This is a genomic window from Kitasatospora sp. NPDC096204, from assembly GCF_044763205.1.
Classification (GTDB): Bacteria; Actinomycetota; Actinomycetes; order Streptomycetales; family Streptomycetaceae; genus Kitasatospora.
Window position 1 is genome coordinate 232503 of the sequence record NZ_JBIWFT010000001.1, and the last position, 14903, is coordinate 247405.

At 73.4% G+C, this 14903-nt stretch carries 12 protein-coding genes and 1 pseudogene; 1 reads left to right on the forward strand and 12 read right to left on the reverse strand.

The annotated features are described in order from the left end of the window. Positions 1 to 69 precede the first annotated feature (69 nt). The 12 genes and pseudogenes from ACIQ87_RS00790 to ACIQ87_RS00845 all read right to left on the reverse strand — a co-directional run bounded on the left by ACIQ87_RS00790 (position 70) and on the right by ACIQ87_RS00845 (position 13402). Entirely contained in the window at positions 70 to 294 is a 225-nt protein-coding gene (locus tag ACIQ87_RS00790; protein ID WP_402399489.1) for a DUF6052 family protein, read from the reverse strand. Beyond that, on the reverse strand, positions 275 to 1603 hold the full coding sequence (locus ACIQ87_RS00795) for a phenylacetate--CoA ligase family protein (protein ID WP_402399492.1): 1329 nt from the start codon (positions 1601 to 1603) through the stop codon (positions 275 to 277). Before ACIQ87_RS00795 ends, ACIQ87_RS00790 begins: the two co-directional genes overlap by 20 nt. Further along, positions 1600 to 3402: an FAD-dependent monooxygenase gene (locus tag ACIQ87_RS00800; protein ID WP_402399495.1), complete on the reverse strand. Its 1803-nt coding sequence runs from the start codon at positions 3400 to 3402 to the stop codon at positions 1600 to 1602. The genes ACIQ87_RS00795 and ACIQ87_RS00800 overlap by 4 nt, the downstream gene beginning before the upstream one ends. A gap of 5 nt (positions 3403 to 3407) precedes the next feature. Then, positions 3408 to 4244 (reverse strand): tryptophan synthase subunit alpha, encoded by an 837-nt coding sequence (locus tag ACIQ87_RS00805; protein ID WP_402399497.1) that lies wholly within the window; start codon positions 4242 to 4244, stop codon positions 3408 to 3410. Positions 4245 to 4247: 3 nt separating this feature from the next. Further along, the gene (locus ACIQ87_RS00810; protein WP_392870570.1) at positions 4248 to 4955 is read right to left on the reverse strand and encodes an indole-3-glycerol-phosphate synthase; all 708 of its coding nucleotides are present in this window, start codon (positions 4953 to 4955) and stop codon (positions 4248 to 4250) included. Between the two features lie 82 nt (positions 4956 to 5037). Then, positions 5038 to 6102 (reverse strand): annotated as a pseudogene (gene trpD / locus ACIQ87_RS00815) (anthranilate phosphoribosyltransferase); the annotation flags it as partial. Beyond that, on the reverse strand, positions 6080 to 8578 hold the full coding sequence (locus tag ACIQ87_RS00820) for a methyltransferase (protein WP_402399500.1): 2499 nt from the start codon (positions 8576 to 8578) through the stop codon (positions 6080 to 6082). The gene ACIQ87_RS00820 and the pseudogene trpD, both read right to left, overlap by 23 nt. 58 nt (positions 8579 to 8636) lie before the next feature. Then, entirely contained in the window at positions 8637 to 9437 is an 801-nt protein-coding gene (locus tag ACIQ87_RS00825) for a tryptophan 2,3-dioxygenase (protein WP_402399503.1), read from the reverse strand. A 169-nt stretch (positions 9438 to 9606) separates the two neighbouring features. Beyond that, entirely contained in the window at positions 9607 to 10794 is a 1188-nt protein-coding gene (locus tag ACIQ87_RS00830; RefSeq protein WP_402399506.1) for a kynureninase, read from the reverse strand. Then, positions 10791 to 11642, reverse strand: a complete 852-nt coding sequence (locus ACIQ87_RS00835; protein WP_402399509.1) for an alpha/beta hydrolase — start codon at positions 11640 to 11642, stop codon at positions 10791 to 10793. The genes ACIQ87_RS00830 and ACIQ87_RS00835 overlap by 4 nt, the downstream gene beginning before the upstream one ends. Before the next feature lie 73 nt (positions 11643 to 11715). Beyond that, complete coding sequence (locus ACIQ87_RS00840; RefSeq protein ID WP_402399511.1) at positions 11716 to 12873, reverse strand: epoxide hydrolase family protein; 1158 nt, start codon at positions 12871 to 12873, stop codon at positions 11716 to 11718. A gap of 115 nt (positions 12874 to 12988) precedes the next feature. Beyond that, positions 12989 to 13402 carry an SgcJ/EcaC family oxidoreductase gene (locus ACIQ87_RS00845; protein WP_402399514.1) on the reverse strand — a complete coding sequence of 138 codons (414 nt, stop codon included), beginning with the start codon at positions 13400 to 13402 and terminating at the stop codon, positions 12989 to 12991. Between the two features lie 262 nt (positions 13403 to 13664). On the opposite strand from ACIQ87_RS00845, the gene ACIQ87_RS00850 reads away from it, so the two are divergent. Continuing rightward, complete coding sequence (locus ACIQ87_RS00850) at positions 13665 to 14843, forward strand: acyl-CoA dehydrogenase family protein (RefSeq protein WP_402399516.1); 1179 nt, start codon at positions 13665 to 13667, stop codon at positions 14841 to 14843. Positions 14844 to 14903 lie beyond the last annotated feature (60 nt).

The window sequence follows — 14903 nt, forward strand, 5'->3', positions numbered from 1 at the left end:
CCGTCGGGATCTCGACATCCGCTCACCGGGTGCTCGAAGATTTTTTTCGGTTCACCCGGGTGGCGGCGGTCAGCCGGTCCAGCGGTGGCTGTAGAACTCGAAGTCCAGCGCCTGCCCGTCGAGCGCGGCGTGCAGCTCGGCGACCGCGGCCCGGGCCGCGGCCCGTACGGAGGGCACCCGGCAGTCGGCCGCCAGCCCGTGCAGCACGCGGTAGCAGTCGCGCAGCTGCCCCTCCTCCTCGGGCGAGAGCCGGGCTCCGGCGGCGGGGGACTGGTCAACCGGCTCGTTCGTCATGGAATCGCGCTGCCTTCACTTCGAATCGGGGGAGGCTGCCGGGGTCGGCCAGTTCGACCTCGGGGCGCAGGCCGAGCTGGCGCTTCATCTCGGCGCTGATGCGCGCGCAGAGCTCGGCCTGCTCGGAGCGGCGCGCGGCCGGTGCGGGCCTCGGTTCGACCCGGACGACGACGGTGTCGAGTCCGCGCACCGTCCGCAGGACCGTCTGGTACTCGCTGACCTGGTCGAAGCCGCGCATGATGTCCTCGATCATCACCGGGGTGACCGAGATGCCGCGGATCTTGCGCATGTCGTCGGTCCGGCCGAGGATGCCGCCGTCGTACCAGTCCCAGGACCGGCCGCAGCCGCACTCGTGCCACGGCCGCCGCACCACCAGGTCGTCGGTCCAGTACCGGAAGATCTGGATGCCCTCGCGGCCGAGCGCCGTCATCACGCGGACGCCCTGCTCGCCGTAGCCGACCGGCTCGCGGGTGACCGGGTGCAGGACCTCCTCGATCACCCCCGGCTCGATGATGTGGCAGCTGCCCGCCCTCGCCGGGCACTCGAACATGAAGACGGTGGCGAGTTCGGTCATCCCGGCGAAGTTGTACACCCGGGCGCCGAAGGCCTCGGCGATCGCGCGCGCGGTCGAGTCCGGGCGCGGTTCGGCGCCGGTCACCACGATCCGCACGTTCGCCTCCGCGGCCAGGTCGACACCCATCTCCCGGGCCGTCTCCACGAGCCTCATCGCGTAGGTGGGAGTGCAGCCCAGGACGTCGATCCGCTGGTCGACCAGCAGCCGCACCCGGCTGCGGGAGTCCATCGAACCGACCGGGACGACCATGCTGCCCATCCGCTCCAGGGCGTAGTGCATGCCCCAGTAGCCCATGAACAGGCCGTACCCGAAGGCGACGCACCCCCGCTGTCCGGCCCGCACGCCCGCGCCGTACAGGGCCGTGCACCACATGTCGACGGCCCAGGCCCAGTCGCGCGCCGTGTCGAAGGTGCGGAACGGCGGGTTGCCGCTGGTGCCGCTGGTCTGGTGGTAGCGGACGGCCAGGGCCGGATCCGTCGAGGGGATCGTGCCGTACGGAGCCGGCTCGGCCTGCTGGGCGGCGATCAGGTCGGACTTGTACACCAGCGGCACCCGCTCGGTGTACTCCTCCAGGGAGGCGACGCCCTTCGGCAGGCGCTCGCGCCAGAACGGCGAGTGCTCGGCGTGGTCCAGGGCGCGCCGCAGCTTCCGCCACTGCCACCGCGCCAGTTCCTCGCGCGGCATGGTCTCCGTTCTCGGGTTCCAGTACGGGGAGTCGGTCGGCAGGAGGGTCATGACACCACGCCGGTCTCGGTCGGCGCCGGGCGCAGCACGCAGAGGTCGGCCCAGCCGGCCGCGAGCACGGTGTGGATCTGGTCGAGGGTCCGCAGCGAGTCGTCCACCATGACCGCGACCCCGGCCTCGTTGCGTACCGCGTCGGCGAGTTGGAGGACGTCCGACGGCTCGCCGGCGGCCCCGCGGGCCTCCAGGAGCAGCAGGTCCGCGCCGTGTTCGGCCAGCTGCCGGGCCAGCGCCACGAGCGGACCCGACCCGGTGGGCCGCGGGCCGGCCGGGTCGGGGCCGAGCGCCACCGCGATCGGGCGGGGGGAGGGCCAGGCGGCCCGCAGCGAGTCCAGCGCCGCGAGGACCCGCTCCGGCGGGCCGGCCGTGGGCTGTGGCCACGGCTCGGCGGAGAGGTCGAGCAGCACCATCGCGCAGCCGTCGTCGACGGCCTGCCGGGCGAGCTGCCGGTAGCTCCCCGGGTCCTCCGCCAGGGGGAGCCGGCGGCAGGCGGGCGCGGCGGCCCGGTCCACCGGGCCGGGTTCCGAGCCGAGCACCAGGGCGCTGCCCAGCGTCCCGGGCGTGCCGGCCTCGCTGACCAGGCGGTTCTCCAGGTGCAGCCCGCCGATCCGCAGCGGGGCGAACGCCGGCGGCGGCGCCAGCTGCGCCTGCCGTCCGGTCGCCCGGCTGTGGAACCAGCCGTCGAAGCGGGCCGAGAACTCGGGGTCGCGGGCCGCGATGTCGGCGTGGGTGATCCGCCAGGACCGGGCCACCAGCTGGTACGCGAACTGGGTCGGCTCGAAGTCGGTGTAGCGGTGCAGGTTCTCGAAGTAGCGCTCGGACCTGCGCGCCGCCTGCTGGAACTTCTCGACCCGTGGCATCCGGGCCCGCTCGAAGCGGGCCAGGGCGTCGGTGAGGCTGCCGGAGCCCGCCCGCAGCTCGTCGGCCAGCACGATGGCGTCCTCGATCGCGAGCCGGGTGCCCGATCCGATCGACCAGTGCGCGGTGTGGGCCGCGTCGCCGATCAGGACCACGTCGCGGTGGTGCCAGGTGGCGCAGCTGAGCTGCCGGAAGTTGGCCCAGGGCGCGCCGTTGGACCGGATCGGCCGTCCGTCGAGGTCCGCCGCGAAGATCTCCTCGCAGCGGCGCACCGACTCCTTCTCGTCCAGCTCCGGGAACCCGGCCCGCTGCCAGGTCTCCTCGGAGACGTGGATGATCATCGAGCTCCAGGGCTGCCCGGACGGGTAGCAGTAGCCGTGGAAGCGGCCCCATTCGGTGTCGCGGAAGATGTAGGTGAAGTAGGGGAAGACCTTGTCGACCCCGTACCAGACGTAGCGGAACGCCGACTGCTCGAACTCCGGCCGGAAGACGTCCTCGTGGGCCCGCCGGACCACCGAGTTCACGCCGTCGGCACCGACCACGAGGTCGGCCCCGGAGTGGTCGTCGAGGCTCTCCACCCGGTGGTGGTGGTGCACCCGCGCGCCGAGCCCGGTGGCGGTGTCGCGCAGGATGGCGAGGAGGGCGGCCCGGGGGACGCCGTGGAAGCGGTTGCCGTTCACCAGCAGCCGGGAGGAGCGGTACCGGACGTCCACCGGGGTCCAGGTGGTGCCGGCGGCGACGATCGCGGCGTGCGTCGCCGGGTCCACCCGCCCCAGCTCGTCCAGCGCTCCCTCCGGGAAGACGACCCCCCAGCCGTACGTCGTCTCCGGTCCGTTGCGCTCGAAGACCCGTACGTCGTCCGCGATTCCGTACCGGCGCAGGAGTACGGCGAGGAAGAGCCCGCCGGGACCGCCGCCGATGATGTCGACCCGCATGTGCCTCACTGTTCCGTTGGGGATCCGTCAAGGATGGTGGCCGCCTTCCAGCGGCCGATGTGCTCGCGAAGCGCGTCCGGTCGGGCCGCTGGGGCCGTCTGGGACAGCACGCTGATCAGACGGCTTCCGACCACCACGCCGGCCGCGTCCGGGGCGAGGGCCCGGATCTGCCGTTCGTCGCGGATGCCGAAGCCGACCAGGAACGGCCGGGCGGCCGTCGCGCCGAGCCGCCGGGTGAGGCGGGTGGCCTCGTCGAGGTCGAGGTCCGCCCCGGTGCGGTCGGCCAGGTTCCGGTACGTCAGGTGGGCGGCCGCCGACTCCAGCCGCCGGACCCGCGCCGGGTCGGCGGCCGGGGCGATCCCGGGGACGGCGCTGAGGCCGGCCGCCGCGACCCGCTCCAGGTCCTCGGGCCCGTCCGGGCGGGCGAGCACCAGCGCGTCCGCCCCGGCCGCGGCGGCCCGCTCGATGAGCCGGTCCCAGCCGAGGTCGGCGACGGTCTGCGGGTAGACCAGGAGCAGCAGTGGGAGGTCCGCCGCGGCCCGGCGCAACTCGCCCAGCCACTCCCAGAGTTGATCCTGGTCCGCCCCTCGGGCGCGTTCGAAGGACCGCGCGATCTCCGCACCGCGCGGGCGGGTGCCCGGAGTCGGGATGCCGAACTCGAGGATGTCCGCGCCCGCGTCGGCCGCCGCCAGGGCCAGGTCCGGCCGGTCGCAGGTCAGCGGGTCACCCAGCGTCAGGTAGATCGCCAGGGCCCGCTGCCGTGCGGCGGCCAGCCGGTCCAGGCAGCGTCCGAGCCGGTCGCCGGGACCGCCGGACGAGGCCGGTGGGAGATCGTCCGACACGTCCTAGGCCCTCGCCGCGTCCCGCAGCGACCGGACGGTGGCCGCCGGGTCGGCGCTCTTGGCGATGGCCGTCCCGACGAGGATGCAGTGGGCCCCGGCGCTCGCGGCCCGGGACACGTCCGCCTCGGAGTGGAAGGCGCTCTCGGAGATCACCAGGAGGTCGTCCGGGCAGTCGGCGATCAGCTTCTCGCTGAGGCTGACGGTGCCGTCGTCGAGTTCGAGCGCCGTGATGTCCCGGTTGTTGATGCCCACGGCGACCGCGCCGAGCTCGATCGCCCGCTCCAGCTGCTCGGCGTTGTGGACGCCGACCACGACCTCCAGCCCGAGGTGCTCCGCGCGGCTCTTCATCGCGCCGAAGAGCTCCGGATCGGGGACCGTGCTCAGCGAGATCTGCACCGCGTCGAAACCGGCCTCGTGCGACTCGTCCATCTGGTCCACCGTGCGGAAGAACTCCTTGCGCATCAGCGGAACCCCCGCCACCCGGCGGATCCTGCGGGCGATCGGGATGCTGCCGCCGAAGAAGTCGGGGTCGGTGGGGGTCGAGAGCGCGTCGGCGCCGCCGTCGAGCAGCACCCGGACGTAGGGCTCGAGCTGCTCGTCGGAGATCAGCTCCCCGTCCCGTGGGGACCGGCACTTGACGTCGACCATCAGGGCCGGCCGGCGGTCCCGGCGTGCGGTGGCGAGTACGTCATACAGGCTCAGGCTGTTCATGATCCTCCTCTCGGGTCGGTGCCACCACATTGTGGTCGGCCCCGGTGCGACGGACTTCTTCTGTCGTGCTGTGACGGATCCGGTCGGAGACCTTGACCCAGCGCGCGAGCAGGTCCGCCGCCGCCCCCGAGTCGACCGCCCGGGTGGCCTGCGCCAGCCCGGAGGCGAGGTCCTCCTCCAGCGATCCGGTGAAGCCGGTGTACGCGGCCAGGGCCGCGGCCGCGTTGAGCAGTACCGCGTCCCGCACCGCGCCGCGCTCGCCGCGGACCAGCCGGCGGACCGTCTCCGCGTTGGCCGCCGCGTCCCCGCCCCGCAGGTCCCGCGGCCGGGCCCGGGGGATGCCCAGCGCGATCGGGTCGAGCGTGCGCTCGGTCACCGTGCCGTCCTGGACCAGCCAGACCCGGCTGGTGGTCGTGGTGGTGAGTTCGTCCAGGCCGTCGTCGCCGCGGACCAGCAGCACGGTCGCGCCGCGCCGGGCGAACACCTCGGCCAGCAGCCGGGTCCGCTCCGGGAAGGCGCAGCCGACCAGGGCGCGCGACGGCCGGGCCGGATTGAGCAGCGGCCCGAGCAGGTTGAAGACCGTCGCCACGCCCAGGGCCCGCCGGGTGTCGGCGATGTGCCGCAGCGCGGGGTAGCACACCGGACCGAACAGGAACCCGATGCCGATCTCGGCCACGCAGCCCGCCACCGCCTCCGGTTCCAGGTCGATGGCGACACCGAGCCGCTCCAGCACGTCCGCCGAACCGGACCTCGACGTCGCGCTGCGATTGCCCACCTTGGCGACGGTGGCGCCGGCCGCGGCGGCCACCAGCGCCGCCATGGTCGAGATGTTCACCGAGTCGGACCGGTCGCCGCCCGTGCCCACGATGTCGAGGGCACGGGTGGCGAGCCGGACCGGACGGGCGTAGCCGAGCGTGGTGTCGGCCAACGCGCCGACCTCGGCCGGGGTCTCGCCCTTCGCGCGCAGCGCGACCAGGAAGCCCGCGACCTGGGCCGGGGCCGCGGCACCGGACATGACGCGGCCCATCACCCAGGCGATGTCCTCGGCCGAGAGGTCCCGGCCGTCCAGGAGCTGCTCGATCAGCTGCTGCCAGCCGGGCACCGCCAGGCCGGCGAGCGGCTGACTACGCGTCGGCAGCGCTCCCATTCCCGCCCCCCGGCTCGTCGTGCCCGGCGGCCGCACCGACCACCGCCGGAACCTCCGCCGGACGGGCCTCGATCAGCGACGACCTCGCCGAGCGGTCGATCCCGACGAACTCGAACCCGCTCTCGGTGAGCAGCCGCCGCCAGGAGCTCTCGCTCCGCTCGCGCCCCCCGAGCAGCACCAGCATGTGCAGGTCGAGCAGTTTCGCGGGGTGCGGCCGGGAGTCGTCCGGGATCACCTGTTCGAGGATGAGCAGCCGGGCCCCGGGCCCCATGGCCCGGTGACAGCTGCGCAGGATCTCCACCGCCCGGTCGTCGGACCAGTCGTGCAGGATCTGCGCCAGGACGTAGACGTCGCCCCCGGACGGGATCTCGTCGAAGAAGTCGCCGCCCACCACCCGGCAGCGCTCCCGCAGTTCGCCCCCGCCGAGCCCGGGCAGCGCCTCGTCGGCCACCTTCGGCAGGTCGAACAGCACCCCGCGCAGTTCCCGGTGCCGGGACAGCAGGGTGCCCAGCAGCGTGCCGTTGCCGCCGCCGACGTCGACGACCGTGCCGACCCCGCTCCAGTCCCGGTCGAGCAGGGGCAGCAGGCGCAGCGTCACCAGCCCGGCCTGGCCCTCGTTGAAGGCGGCCAGCTCCGCGGGATGGTCGCCGAGCCAGTCGAACATGGGCTGGCCGAAGACGGTCTCGAAGGCCGCGCGGCCGGTGCGCAGCGAGTGGCCGGCCGCCGTCCAGGCCTGGTACGCCTCGCCGGCCATCAGCGAGGCGAGGTGGTGCAGCGAGCCGGGCGCGTCGCGGTGCAGCAGGGCGCCGAGCGGGGTGACGGCGAAGGTGCCGGCGGGCTGCTCCACGAAGAGCCCCTCGGCGGTGAGGACCCGCAGGAAGCGGTGCAGGGCGTCCGGGTCGGCGCCGACCCTGCCGGCCAGCTCCTCGGCCGGGACGGCCTCCTCGCCGAGGCTCTCGACCACCTTCAGCTCGGTGACGGCGAAGATCGCCTGGGAGACGATGTACCCCATGATCTTCCGGCGCAGCAGGCTGTTCTGGTCCTCGGGATCGGGCATGGTGTTCTCCGTCGGTCGCGGCGGTCTCCGGTTGTGGTCGCGGGTGCGTTCGCCCGCGTCCCGCAGGTCCGGGAAGAGTGGTATCGCGGCGGTGGCCTTCAGGTAGTCGGCACCGGTGGTGCCACCGGTGCCGGGGGAGTCCTTGATGATCTTCCGGGTGATCCCCCAGTGGGTCCGCTTCATGGCGCGCCAGCTGTCGTCGAGCCGGGCCATCGCCGCGGCCACCGCCTCCAGCGCGTGCTCCCCGAGCACGGGTGCCAGCTCCTGGTAGGCCTCCTGGAGGGTGGGGCTCGGCACCTCGACCCGGGCGACCTTGTCGTCGGCGGCGGTGCGGGGCCGCGGTGCGGTGATCCGCTCCACCTGCCGGTAGGCGCGGGACTGGATGGCGCTGCGGCCCTCGGTGTGCGCGCGGATGATCGCGAAGCCCTCGCGGGACATCGTGGTGAGCACCCGGTAGAGGATCGGGGTGCTCTCCACCCGCTCGGCCGCGGCCTCGAGTTCGGCGACCGCCGTGCCGAGGTCCGCGGCCCGCAGCGCGGTCAGCGCCCGCTCCAGGCACCGGTACGTCCGCCGGTAGACCAGCTCGAAGAGCTGCACGCTGCGCACGAACATCAACTCGTCGTGGACGGGCGTGGACGGGAGCATCGAGATCTCGGCCGCCTGCCGGACGGCCTCCGGCGTCGCGTCCAGCGCCGCCTGCGCGAGGCGCCGGCCGAGTGCGGCCAGCGCCGGGTCGTCCCGGTCGAGGGTCCGGACGAACCCGGCCGGCGGCACCACGCCCCCGCGTGCCCTCGGGGCCAGTTCGGCCACCCGCGCCAGGGCCTGGGCGACCGCGTGGGTCCGCACCCGCTGCCAGTGCGCGTCCGGCGTCACCGCCAGGGCCTCGCTCTCGGCGAGCAGGAGGTCGGCCAGCAGGACGCGGATCTGGGTGTCGAGGCCCGGGTCGGTCTCCGACTCGCCGTCGGCGGCGGCCAGCCGTTCGAGCATCGGCACGAGGAGGTAGGAGTCGTAGCCGCCGTCGTCCTGGTCGAAGGTGCTCGGCAGCCAGTCGAGGAGCAGCCGCCAGTCGAGCGGCAGCCGGTGCTCCGGCGGCGCCGTCGCGGCCAGCCTCCGCTCCAACTCGCGTAGCGCGTCCACCAGTTCGGGGGAGGCGTAGTTCCGTCCCGTGGTCTGGAAGTGGTCGAGGATCTCCTTGAACGGGAAGCTCTCCGGCGACCCGCGCTCGCCGTCCGTCTCCAGTCCGGCGGTCCACTCGGCGAGGCGGGCGAGGGCCGCCGCGGGATCGGGTCGGTCGCTGGGGCGGGCTCCGTGGAGGCTGATTCCCGCCACGCCGGTGTGCTGCGGCCACTCGGCGGTCGGGCCGGCCGGGGTACGGCCTTCGGTTCGGGCGGACGGGGACTTGTGTTCCGATGAGTACATGCCACACCTCGTGGAATAGTGGCGGGATGGACGCCGTGAGGTGGATCAGGGATCGGTCTCACATCTCGCTGCGGATCGCCCAGAGGTCCGGGAACACCGGCTGGTGCAGGGTGCCGCGCAGGTACGCGGCACCGGCGGAACCCCCCGTACCGGGCTTGGCACCGATGATCCGTTCGGCCATCTTGGCGTGCCGGTAGCGCCACTCCTGGATGAGTTCGTCGAGGTCGAGCAGCCGCTCGCACAGCTGCGCCGCCACGCCGTCGTCGCGGTAGACCCGCAGCAGCGTCGACTGCACCGCCTCCGAAGGCTCCTGGGGCAGCGCGGCGTCCCGGTGCAGGCGGTCCTGCGGCACCGGGTAGCCGTGCTGCGCCAGGTAGCGCAGGACGGAGTCGAACACCGGCGGCCGGGTCATGGCCGCGGTGATGGTGGCCCGCTCGGCGCTGTGCTCCGGGTACTGGCTGACCATCGCGTCCCCGCGCCGGCCGAGCACCGCCTCGATCTCGCGGAACTGCGCCGACTGGAAGCCGCTGCCGTTCAGCACCGAGCGGAACGCGTTGAACTGGTCGGCCGTCATCGTCTCGATCAGGCCGACGTGACCGACCACCGCCCGGAAGACGGCGAGCAGCCGGTTCAGGCGGCGCAACGAGCCGCCGCTGTCACCCTCGGACAGCGCCCGCTGCAATTCCGCGAATTCATGGAGGATCAGCTTGAAGAAGATCTCGTGCGCCTGGTGGACCACGATGAAAAGCAGCTCGTCGGGCACGTCGGTGCGCGGCCGCTGCAATGCCATGAGTTCGTCCAGTGCGAGATATGCGGAATAGTCCAGAACCGCCGTGTCTTCGCCCGCCACAACCCACATCCGAATCGAGTAGGGAAACTGGAGCTGGAATGTCCGACAGGCTAGCGGGCGGCGCCGAAGGTCAACAAGGCGAGGATGGGGAGTTCAGCAATCCGGAAGATGTGACGCACCGTCAGACCTGTGCCCCGCGGTCACCGGCGGGTCGGTGACCGCGGGGCACGGACGACCGTCAGGTCAGTGACCGCAGGGCCTGGACGGTGGTCAGGACGTCCGCGTGCGAGACGTAGAGGCCGTTCAGGCCGAAGCGCAGCAGGTTCGGCGGCCGTACGTCGCCGGTGATGCCGCGTTCGATCAGGGCCGCCATGAGCCGGGCGGCCTCCGGGTGGCCGAGCGTCAGCTGGCTCCCCCTTCGTTCGTCCCGGCGCGGTGTCACCAGCTCGAAGCCCCGCCCCGCCAGGTGTTCGTCGACGCAGGCGATGAAGAACCGGCTCAGCGAGAGGCTCTTCCTCCGGAGCTGCCGGAGGTCGACGCCGTCGAAGACGTCCAGGGCCGCGTCCAGGGCCAGCAGCGACAGGACCGCCGGTGTGCCGATCCGGCAGCGGGCGATCCCCTCGGCCGGCCGGTAGTCCGGCGTCATCGCGAAGGGGTCGGCGTGGCCGTTCCAGCCGGTCAGCGGCTGGTCGAGGCGGTCGTGGTGACGGCGGGCCGCGTAGCCGAAGGCGGGGGCGCCCGGGCCGCCCGACAGGAACTTGTAGCCGCAGCCGACGGCGAAGTCGACGCCGTCCCGGTCCACCGCGAGCGGGACGGCGCCCACCGCGTGGCTGACGTCCCAGACCACCACGCCCCCCGCCCGGTGGGTGGCCGCGGTCAGCCGGGCGAGGTCCCACAGCTCGCCGGTGCGGAAGTCGACGGCGCTCGCGGTGACGACGGCCAGGCGCTCGCCGCAGTCGGCCAGCGCCTCCTCGAACCCGGACACCGGGGCCTCGCGCAGCTCCAGGCCGAGCATCCGGGCCACCGAGGCGGCCAGGTAGCGGTCGGTGGGGAAGCCCGCGTCGTCCATCAGCAGGATGTCGCGCCCGGGGCGCAGCCGGGCGGCGGCGGTCAGGGCGTTGAACAGCTGGACCGAGGTCGAGTCGCCGGCCACCGTCTGGCCGGGGGCCGCCCCGAGCAGCCGCCCGAGCCGGTCGCCGACCCGCAGCGGCGCGTCCCACCAGCCGTCCTCGTACCAGCCGCCGATCAGGTGCTCGCCCCACTGCTCGGCGACGACCCGGCGGACCCGCTCCGGTACGGAGGCCGGCAGCGCGCCCAGCGAGTTGCCGTCCAGGTACACCGTGCCCGGGGGCAGCAGGAAGGCCTTGCGGGCCGCGGCGAGCGGGTCATCCCGGTCGAGCTGCGCGGCGACCTCGTGCGTGGTCACAGGCCCACCTGCGCGAACACCGCGGCGCCGAGCCCGGTCGTCGGATCGGCCAGGTCGAACGGGAGGTCGAAGTGGTTGCGGTCGGCGGCGACGAGTTCGCGCACCACGGCCGCGCGCGGGCCGACGGCCCGGACCAGGTCGTCGTGCTGCCGGGCGAACTCGTCCGTCTCGGCGCCGCCCCTGGCCACCACCAGGGCGGGCAGGCGCGCGGGCAGCCGCAGGATCGGGCTGAGCCGGGCCGCCGCCGCGGCGTCCAGCCCCAGCGGCGCGTTCACATAGGTGTGCCGCAGCGGTTCGAGGTCGTAGACGCCGCTGAGCAGGACCGCCCCGGCGAACGCGTCGGCCGGGTGGCGGCCGCCCGGCAGCCAGTCGTCCAGCAGTGCCATCAGGGCCAGGTGGGCGCCGGCGGAGGAGCCGCCGATGTGGACGCGGTCCGCGTCCACCCCCAGCTCCCGCGCGTGCTCCAGCAGCCAGTGCAGGCCGCGGCGGACCTGCGCGACGATCTCGTCCAGCCGGTACCGGGGCGCCAGCCCGTAGCCCAGCGCCGCGTACGCGGCGCCGGCCGGGACCAGGCCGCGGGCCGGGAAGGACGCGTCGTCCTTGCTCAGCTCCTGCCAGTAGCCGCCGTGCAGGAAAACCACGAGCGGCGCGTTGCCGGAGCCCGCCGGAAAGAAGTCCAGGGATTCCGCGGGGGAGCGGCCGTAGGGTATTCCACGGCGGACGTCCAAATCTGCCCGGGCTTTCTCGCTGTCGCCGGCGTACCGGTCCACGAAGACGGTCAGGTCGGGCACGCGGGAACTCGGCGAGTACTGCCGGTCCAGGGTGCGCTGGTCGTATCCGCGATACACCGGCGATTCCATACGGGGCCTCTCCGTTTCTGCCCGGCGCCGCCACCGGCGCCGGGCGGGTTCGAGTTTCCGGTCAGCGCACCCGGCGCGCGAAGGTCCGGACGTCGCCGACGAACAGCTCGGGCTCCTCCAGCGCCGCGAAGTGCCCGCCGCGCTCGAGCTCGGACCAGTGGGCGAGGGTCGGCAGGATCTGCTCGGCCCACCGGCGGATCGGCCGGACGGCGTCCTCGGGGAAGACGGCCACCCCGACCGGTGCGGCGAGCGGCCACGGACCGGCCCAGGTGCGGATGAAGTCGGCGTCCAGCCGGTTGGACTCGTAGTAGAGCTGGGCGCTGGAGCCCGCGGCGGCGGTGAACCAGTAGATCGCGGCGTTGGTCAGCAGCCGGTCGCGGGCCACCGCGTCCTCCGGGACCGTCTCCGCGGCCGTCCACTCCTTGAACTTCTCGACGATCCAGGCGAGTTGGCCCACCGGGGAGTCGGTCAGGCCGTAGCTGAGGGTCTGCGGCCGGGTGGACTGGATCTTCCGCCAGCCGGCCCCGTCCTGCTCGAAGTTCGCGGCGAACTGCAGTCGGGCCAGGTCGGCCTCGCCCAGGTTCGCGAACTCGGCCGGGTCCTGCGGCGGGAAGGTGGCGAGCATGTTGAGGTGGACGCCCGCGACGTGCGCCGGATCGGCCAGGCCGAGCTGGAGCGAGACCGGCATGCCCCAGTCGCCGCCCTGGACGAGGTAGCGGTCGTAGTCGAGCCGGTGCATCAGCTCGGCCCAGGCCCGGCCGACCCGGGCGGTGTCCCAGCCGGCCTCCCGGGGGCGGCCGGAGAAGCCGTAACCGGGCAGCGAGGGGATGACCACGTGGAACGCGTCGGCGGGGTCGCCGCCGTGCGCCCGCGGGTCGGTCAACGGCCCGATCACGTCCAGGAACTCCACCACCGAGCCGGGCCAGCCGTGGGTGATGATCAACGGCATGGCATCCGGCTCCGGCGAGCGCACGTGCAGGAAGTGGATGTCCACGCCGTCGATCTCGGTCAGGAACTGCGGGAACGCGTTGAGCTGCTCCTCGGCCTTGCGCCAGTCGAAGCCGGTGCGCCAGTACTCGGCCAGCTCCTTCAGATAGCCGAGCGGTACACCGCGCTGCCAGCCCACGCCCGGCAGCTCACCGGGCCAGCGGGTCGCCGCGAGCCGGCGGTCCAGGTCGTCGAGGTCTTCCTGCGGGATGTCGATACGGAAGGGGCGCACGGCGAGTCCTCTCGGTGGGACGGTCGGGGCGAAGGCGGGGGCAGCGGCGGGGCCGGAAGCCGGCCGGGTCTCGGGCGGCGGTGTCTCAGACGGTGGTGTCTCGGGCGGCGGTGTCTCAGGCGGCGAGCGGGGTGTTCTGGTACGAGGCGATCCGCCAGTCGGCACCCTGGCGGGCCAGCACCCAGGTCGCCCGGATCGCGCGCTCGGCCGTCACCTCGGCGTCCCCGGGGGCCAGCACGCCGCCCCGGGTGACCAGCACGGCGACGTCCTCGGCGAGCGGGCGGACCGACACCGGCTCGCCGGTGACCCGGGTGCCCTTGAACGGGCCGGCGAAGGCCTGGGTCATGAAGGCGCGGATCTGCTGACGGCTCGTCAGGAACACGTCGCCGGGCAGGATCAGCGTCGCGTCCTCGGTGAAGACCTCGGCGAAGCCGTCGGCGTCCTGCGCGGCCCAGGCCGCGACGATGCGCTCCGGGACGGCACGCAGGGCGGCGGCGTCGGGGGTGTTGGGCGCGGGAGTGGCGGACATGGTCTCTCCTTCTCCGGTGGTCCCGGCCGCGATCACGCGGGCCGGGTGACGGCCAGCCTCACAGCAGGCCGGGAGGGGGGACAACTCCCGGATTGCGATGGTGTGTTGCCCCAATAATGGGGAACGGCATGCCTCGGGTGCGCCGCAATCCGGGAGATGCGGGCACCCCGGCCGACTGTCAGCCTCGACAGGGCCGATCAACGACCGCGGCCCGGACGGCCAAGCCGTCCCGAGTGGGCCGCCCACTCCGGAGGAGCCCCCGATGACAGCCAAGGAATCCCCGTCCAGGGAAGAACTGGTGAGCCGTGCCGCCGAGCTGGTGCCGCTGCTGCAGAAGAACGCGCTGTGGCACGAGGAGCACCGCCGGCTGTCCGACGAGACCCTGGCGGCGCTGAACGACTCCGGACTGCTGCAGATCCGGGTGCCGGTCCGCTACGGCGGCTACGAGTCCGACATGCGCACCGTGGTGGACGTGATCGCCGAGCTGGGCCGCGGCGACGGCTCCACGGCCTGGGTCATGGCGGTCTACGCGATCAGCTCCTGGATGGCCGGCCTGTTCCCGGACGAGGTGCAGGACGAGATCTTCGCCGACCCGGGCGTACGGGTGAGCGGCATCCTCAGCCCGACCGCGGTCGCCGTGCCGGTCGAGGGCGGCGTGCTGCTGAACGGCAAGTGGACGTTCAACTCCGGTGCCCTGCACAGCTCCTGGAACACCAACGCGGCCGTGCTGATGACCCCGGACGGCCCCCAGCCGATCATGGTGGCGGTCCCGCTGGCGGACCTGGAGATCGTCGACGACTGGCACACCACCGGCCTGCGCGGCTCCGGCAGCGTCACCACCGTCGCCACCGACCTGTTCATTCCCGAGCCGCGGGTGCTGCCGATGGTCCCGGTGCTCCAGGGGCAGCACCGCTCCGCGGCGAACGCCGACTCGCCCATCTACCGGGCGCCGTTCATGCCCACCGCGTGCGCCACCGTGGCCGCGCCGGCCCTCGGACTGGCCCGGGCCGCCAAGGAGGCGTTCTTCGAGCGGCTCCCCGGTCGGAAGATCAGCTACACCGAGTACGCCAACCAGGCCGAGGCCCCGATCACCCACATCCAGGTGGCCGAGGCCGTCACCCGGATCGACGAGGTGGAGTTCCACGCCCACCGCGCCGCCGCCCTGCTCGACACCAAGGGCCCCACCGGCGAGGAGTGGACGCTGGAGGAGCGCGCCCGGATCAGGCTCGACCTCGGCGCGGTCTGCTCGCGCGCCAAGGAGGCGGTGGACATCCTCAACACCGCCAGCGGCGGCTCCTCGATCTACACCACCGTCCCGATCCAGCGCATCGAGCGGGACGTCCAGACGCTCAACCTGCACGGCATCCTGCACCCCAACACCAACCTCGAGCTCTACGGGCGGGTCGCCTGCGGGCTCGGCCCGAACACGCTCTACCTGTAGCCGACGCTCTGCCCTGACAGGGCCGCCGCCACCCGCGGCGGCGGCCCTCGTAGGCATGCC

What these genes read in the sequence shown, in the direction of transcription:
- ACIQ87_RS00790 (WP_402399489.1), bottom strand. Translation starts at nt 294, where the DNA reads ATGACGAACGAGCCGGTTGACCAGTCCCCCGCCGCCGGAGCCCGGCTC.
- ACIQ87_RS00795 (WP_402399492.1), bottom strand. Translation starts at nt 1,603, where the DNA reads ATGACCCTCCTGCCGACCGACTCCCCGTACTGGAACCCGAGAACGGAG.
- ACIQ87_RS00800 (WP_402399495.1), bottom strand. Translation starts at nt 3,402, where the DNA reads ATGCGGGTCGACATCATCGGCGGCGGTCCCGGCGGGCTCTTCCTCGCC.
- ACIQ87_RS00810 (WP_392870570.1), bottom strand. Translation starts at nt 4,955, where the DNA reads ATGAACAGCCTGAGCCTGTATGACGTACTCGCCACCGCACGCCGGGAC.
- ACIQ87_RS00820 (WP_402399500.1), bottom strand. Translation starts at nt 8,578, where the DNA reads ATGTACTCATCGGAACACAAGTCCCCGTCCGCCCGAACCGAAGGCCGT.
- ACIQ87_RS00825 (WP_402399503.1), bottom strand. Translation starts at nt 9,437, where the DNA reads ATGTGGGTTGTGGCGGGCGAAGACACGGCGGTTCTGGACTATTCCGCA.
- ACIQ87_RS00845 (WP_402399514.1), bottom strand. Translation starts at nt 13,402, where the DNA reads ATGTCCGCCACTCCCGCGCCCAACACCCCCGACGCCGCCGCCCTGCGT.
- ACIQ87_RS00850 (WP_402399516.1), top strand. Translation starts at nt 13,665, where the DNA reads ATGACAGCCAAGGAATCCCCGTCCAGGGAAGAACTGGTGAGCCGTGCC.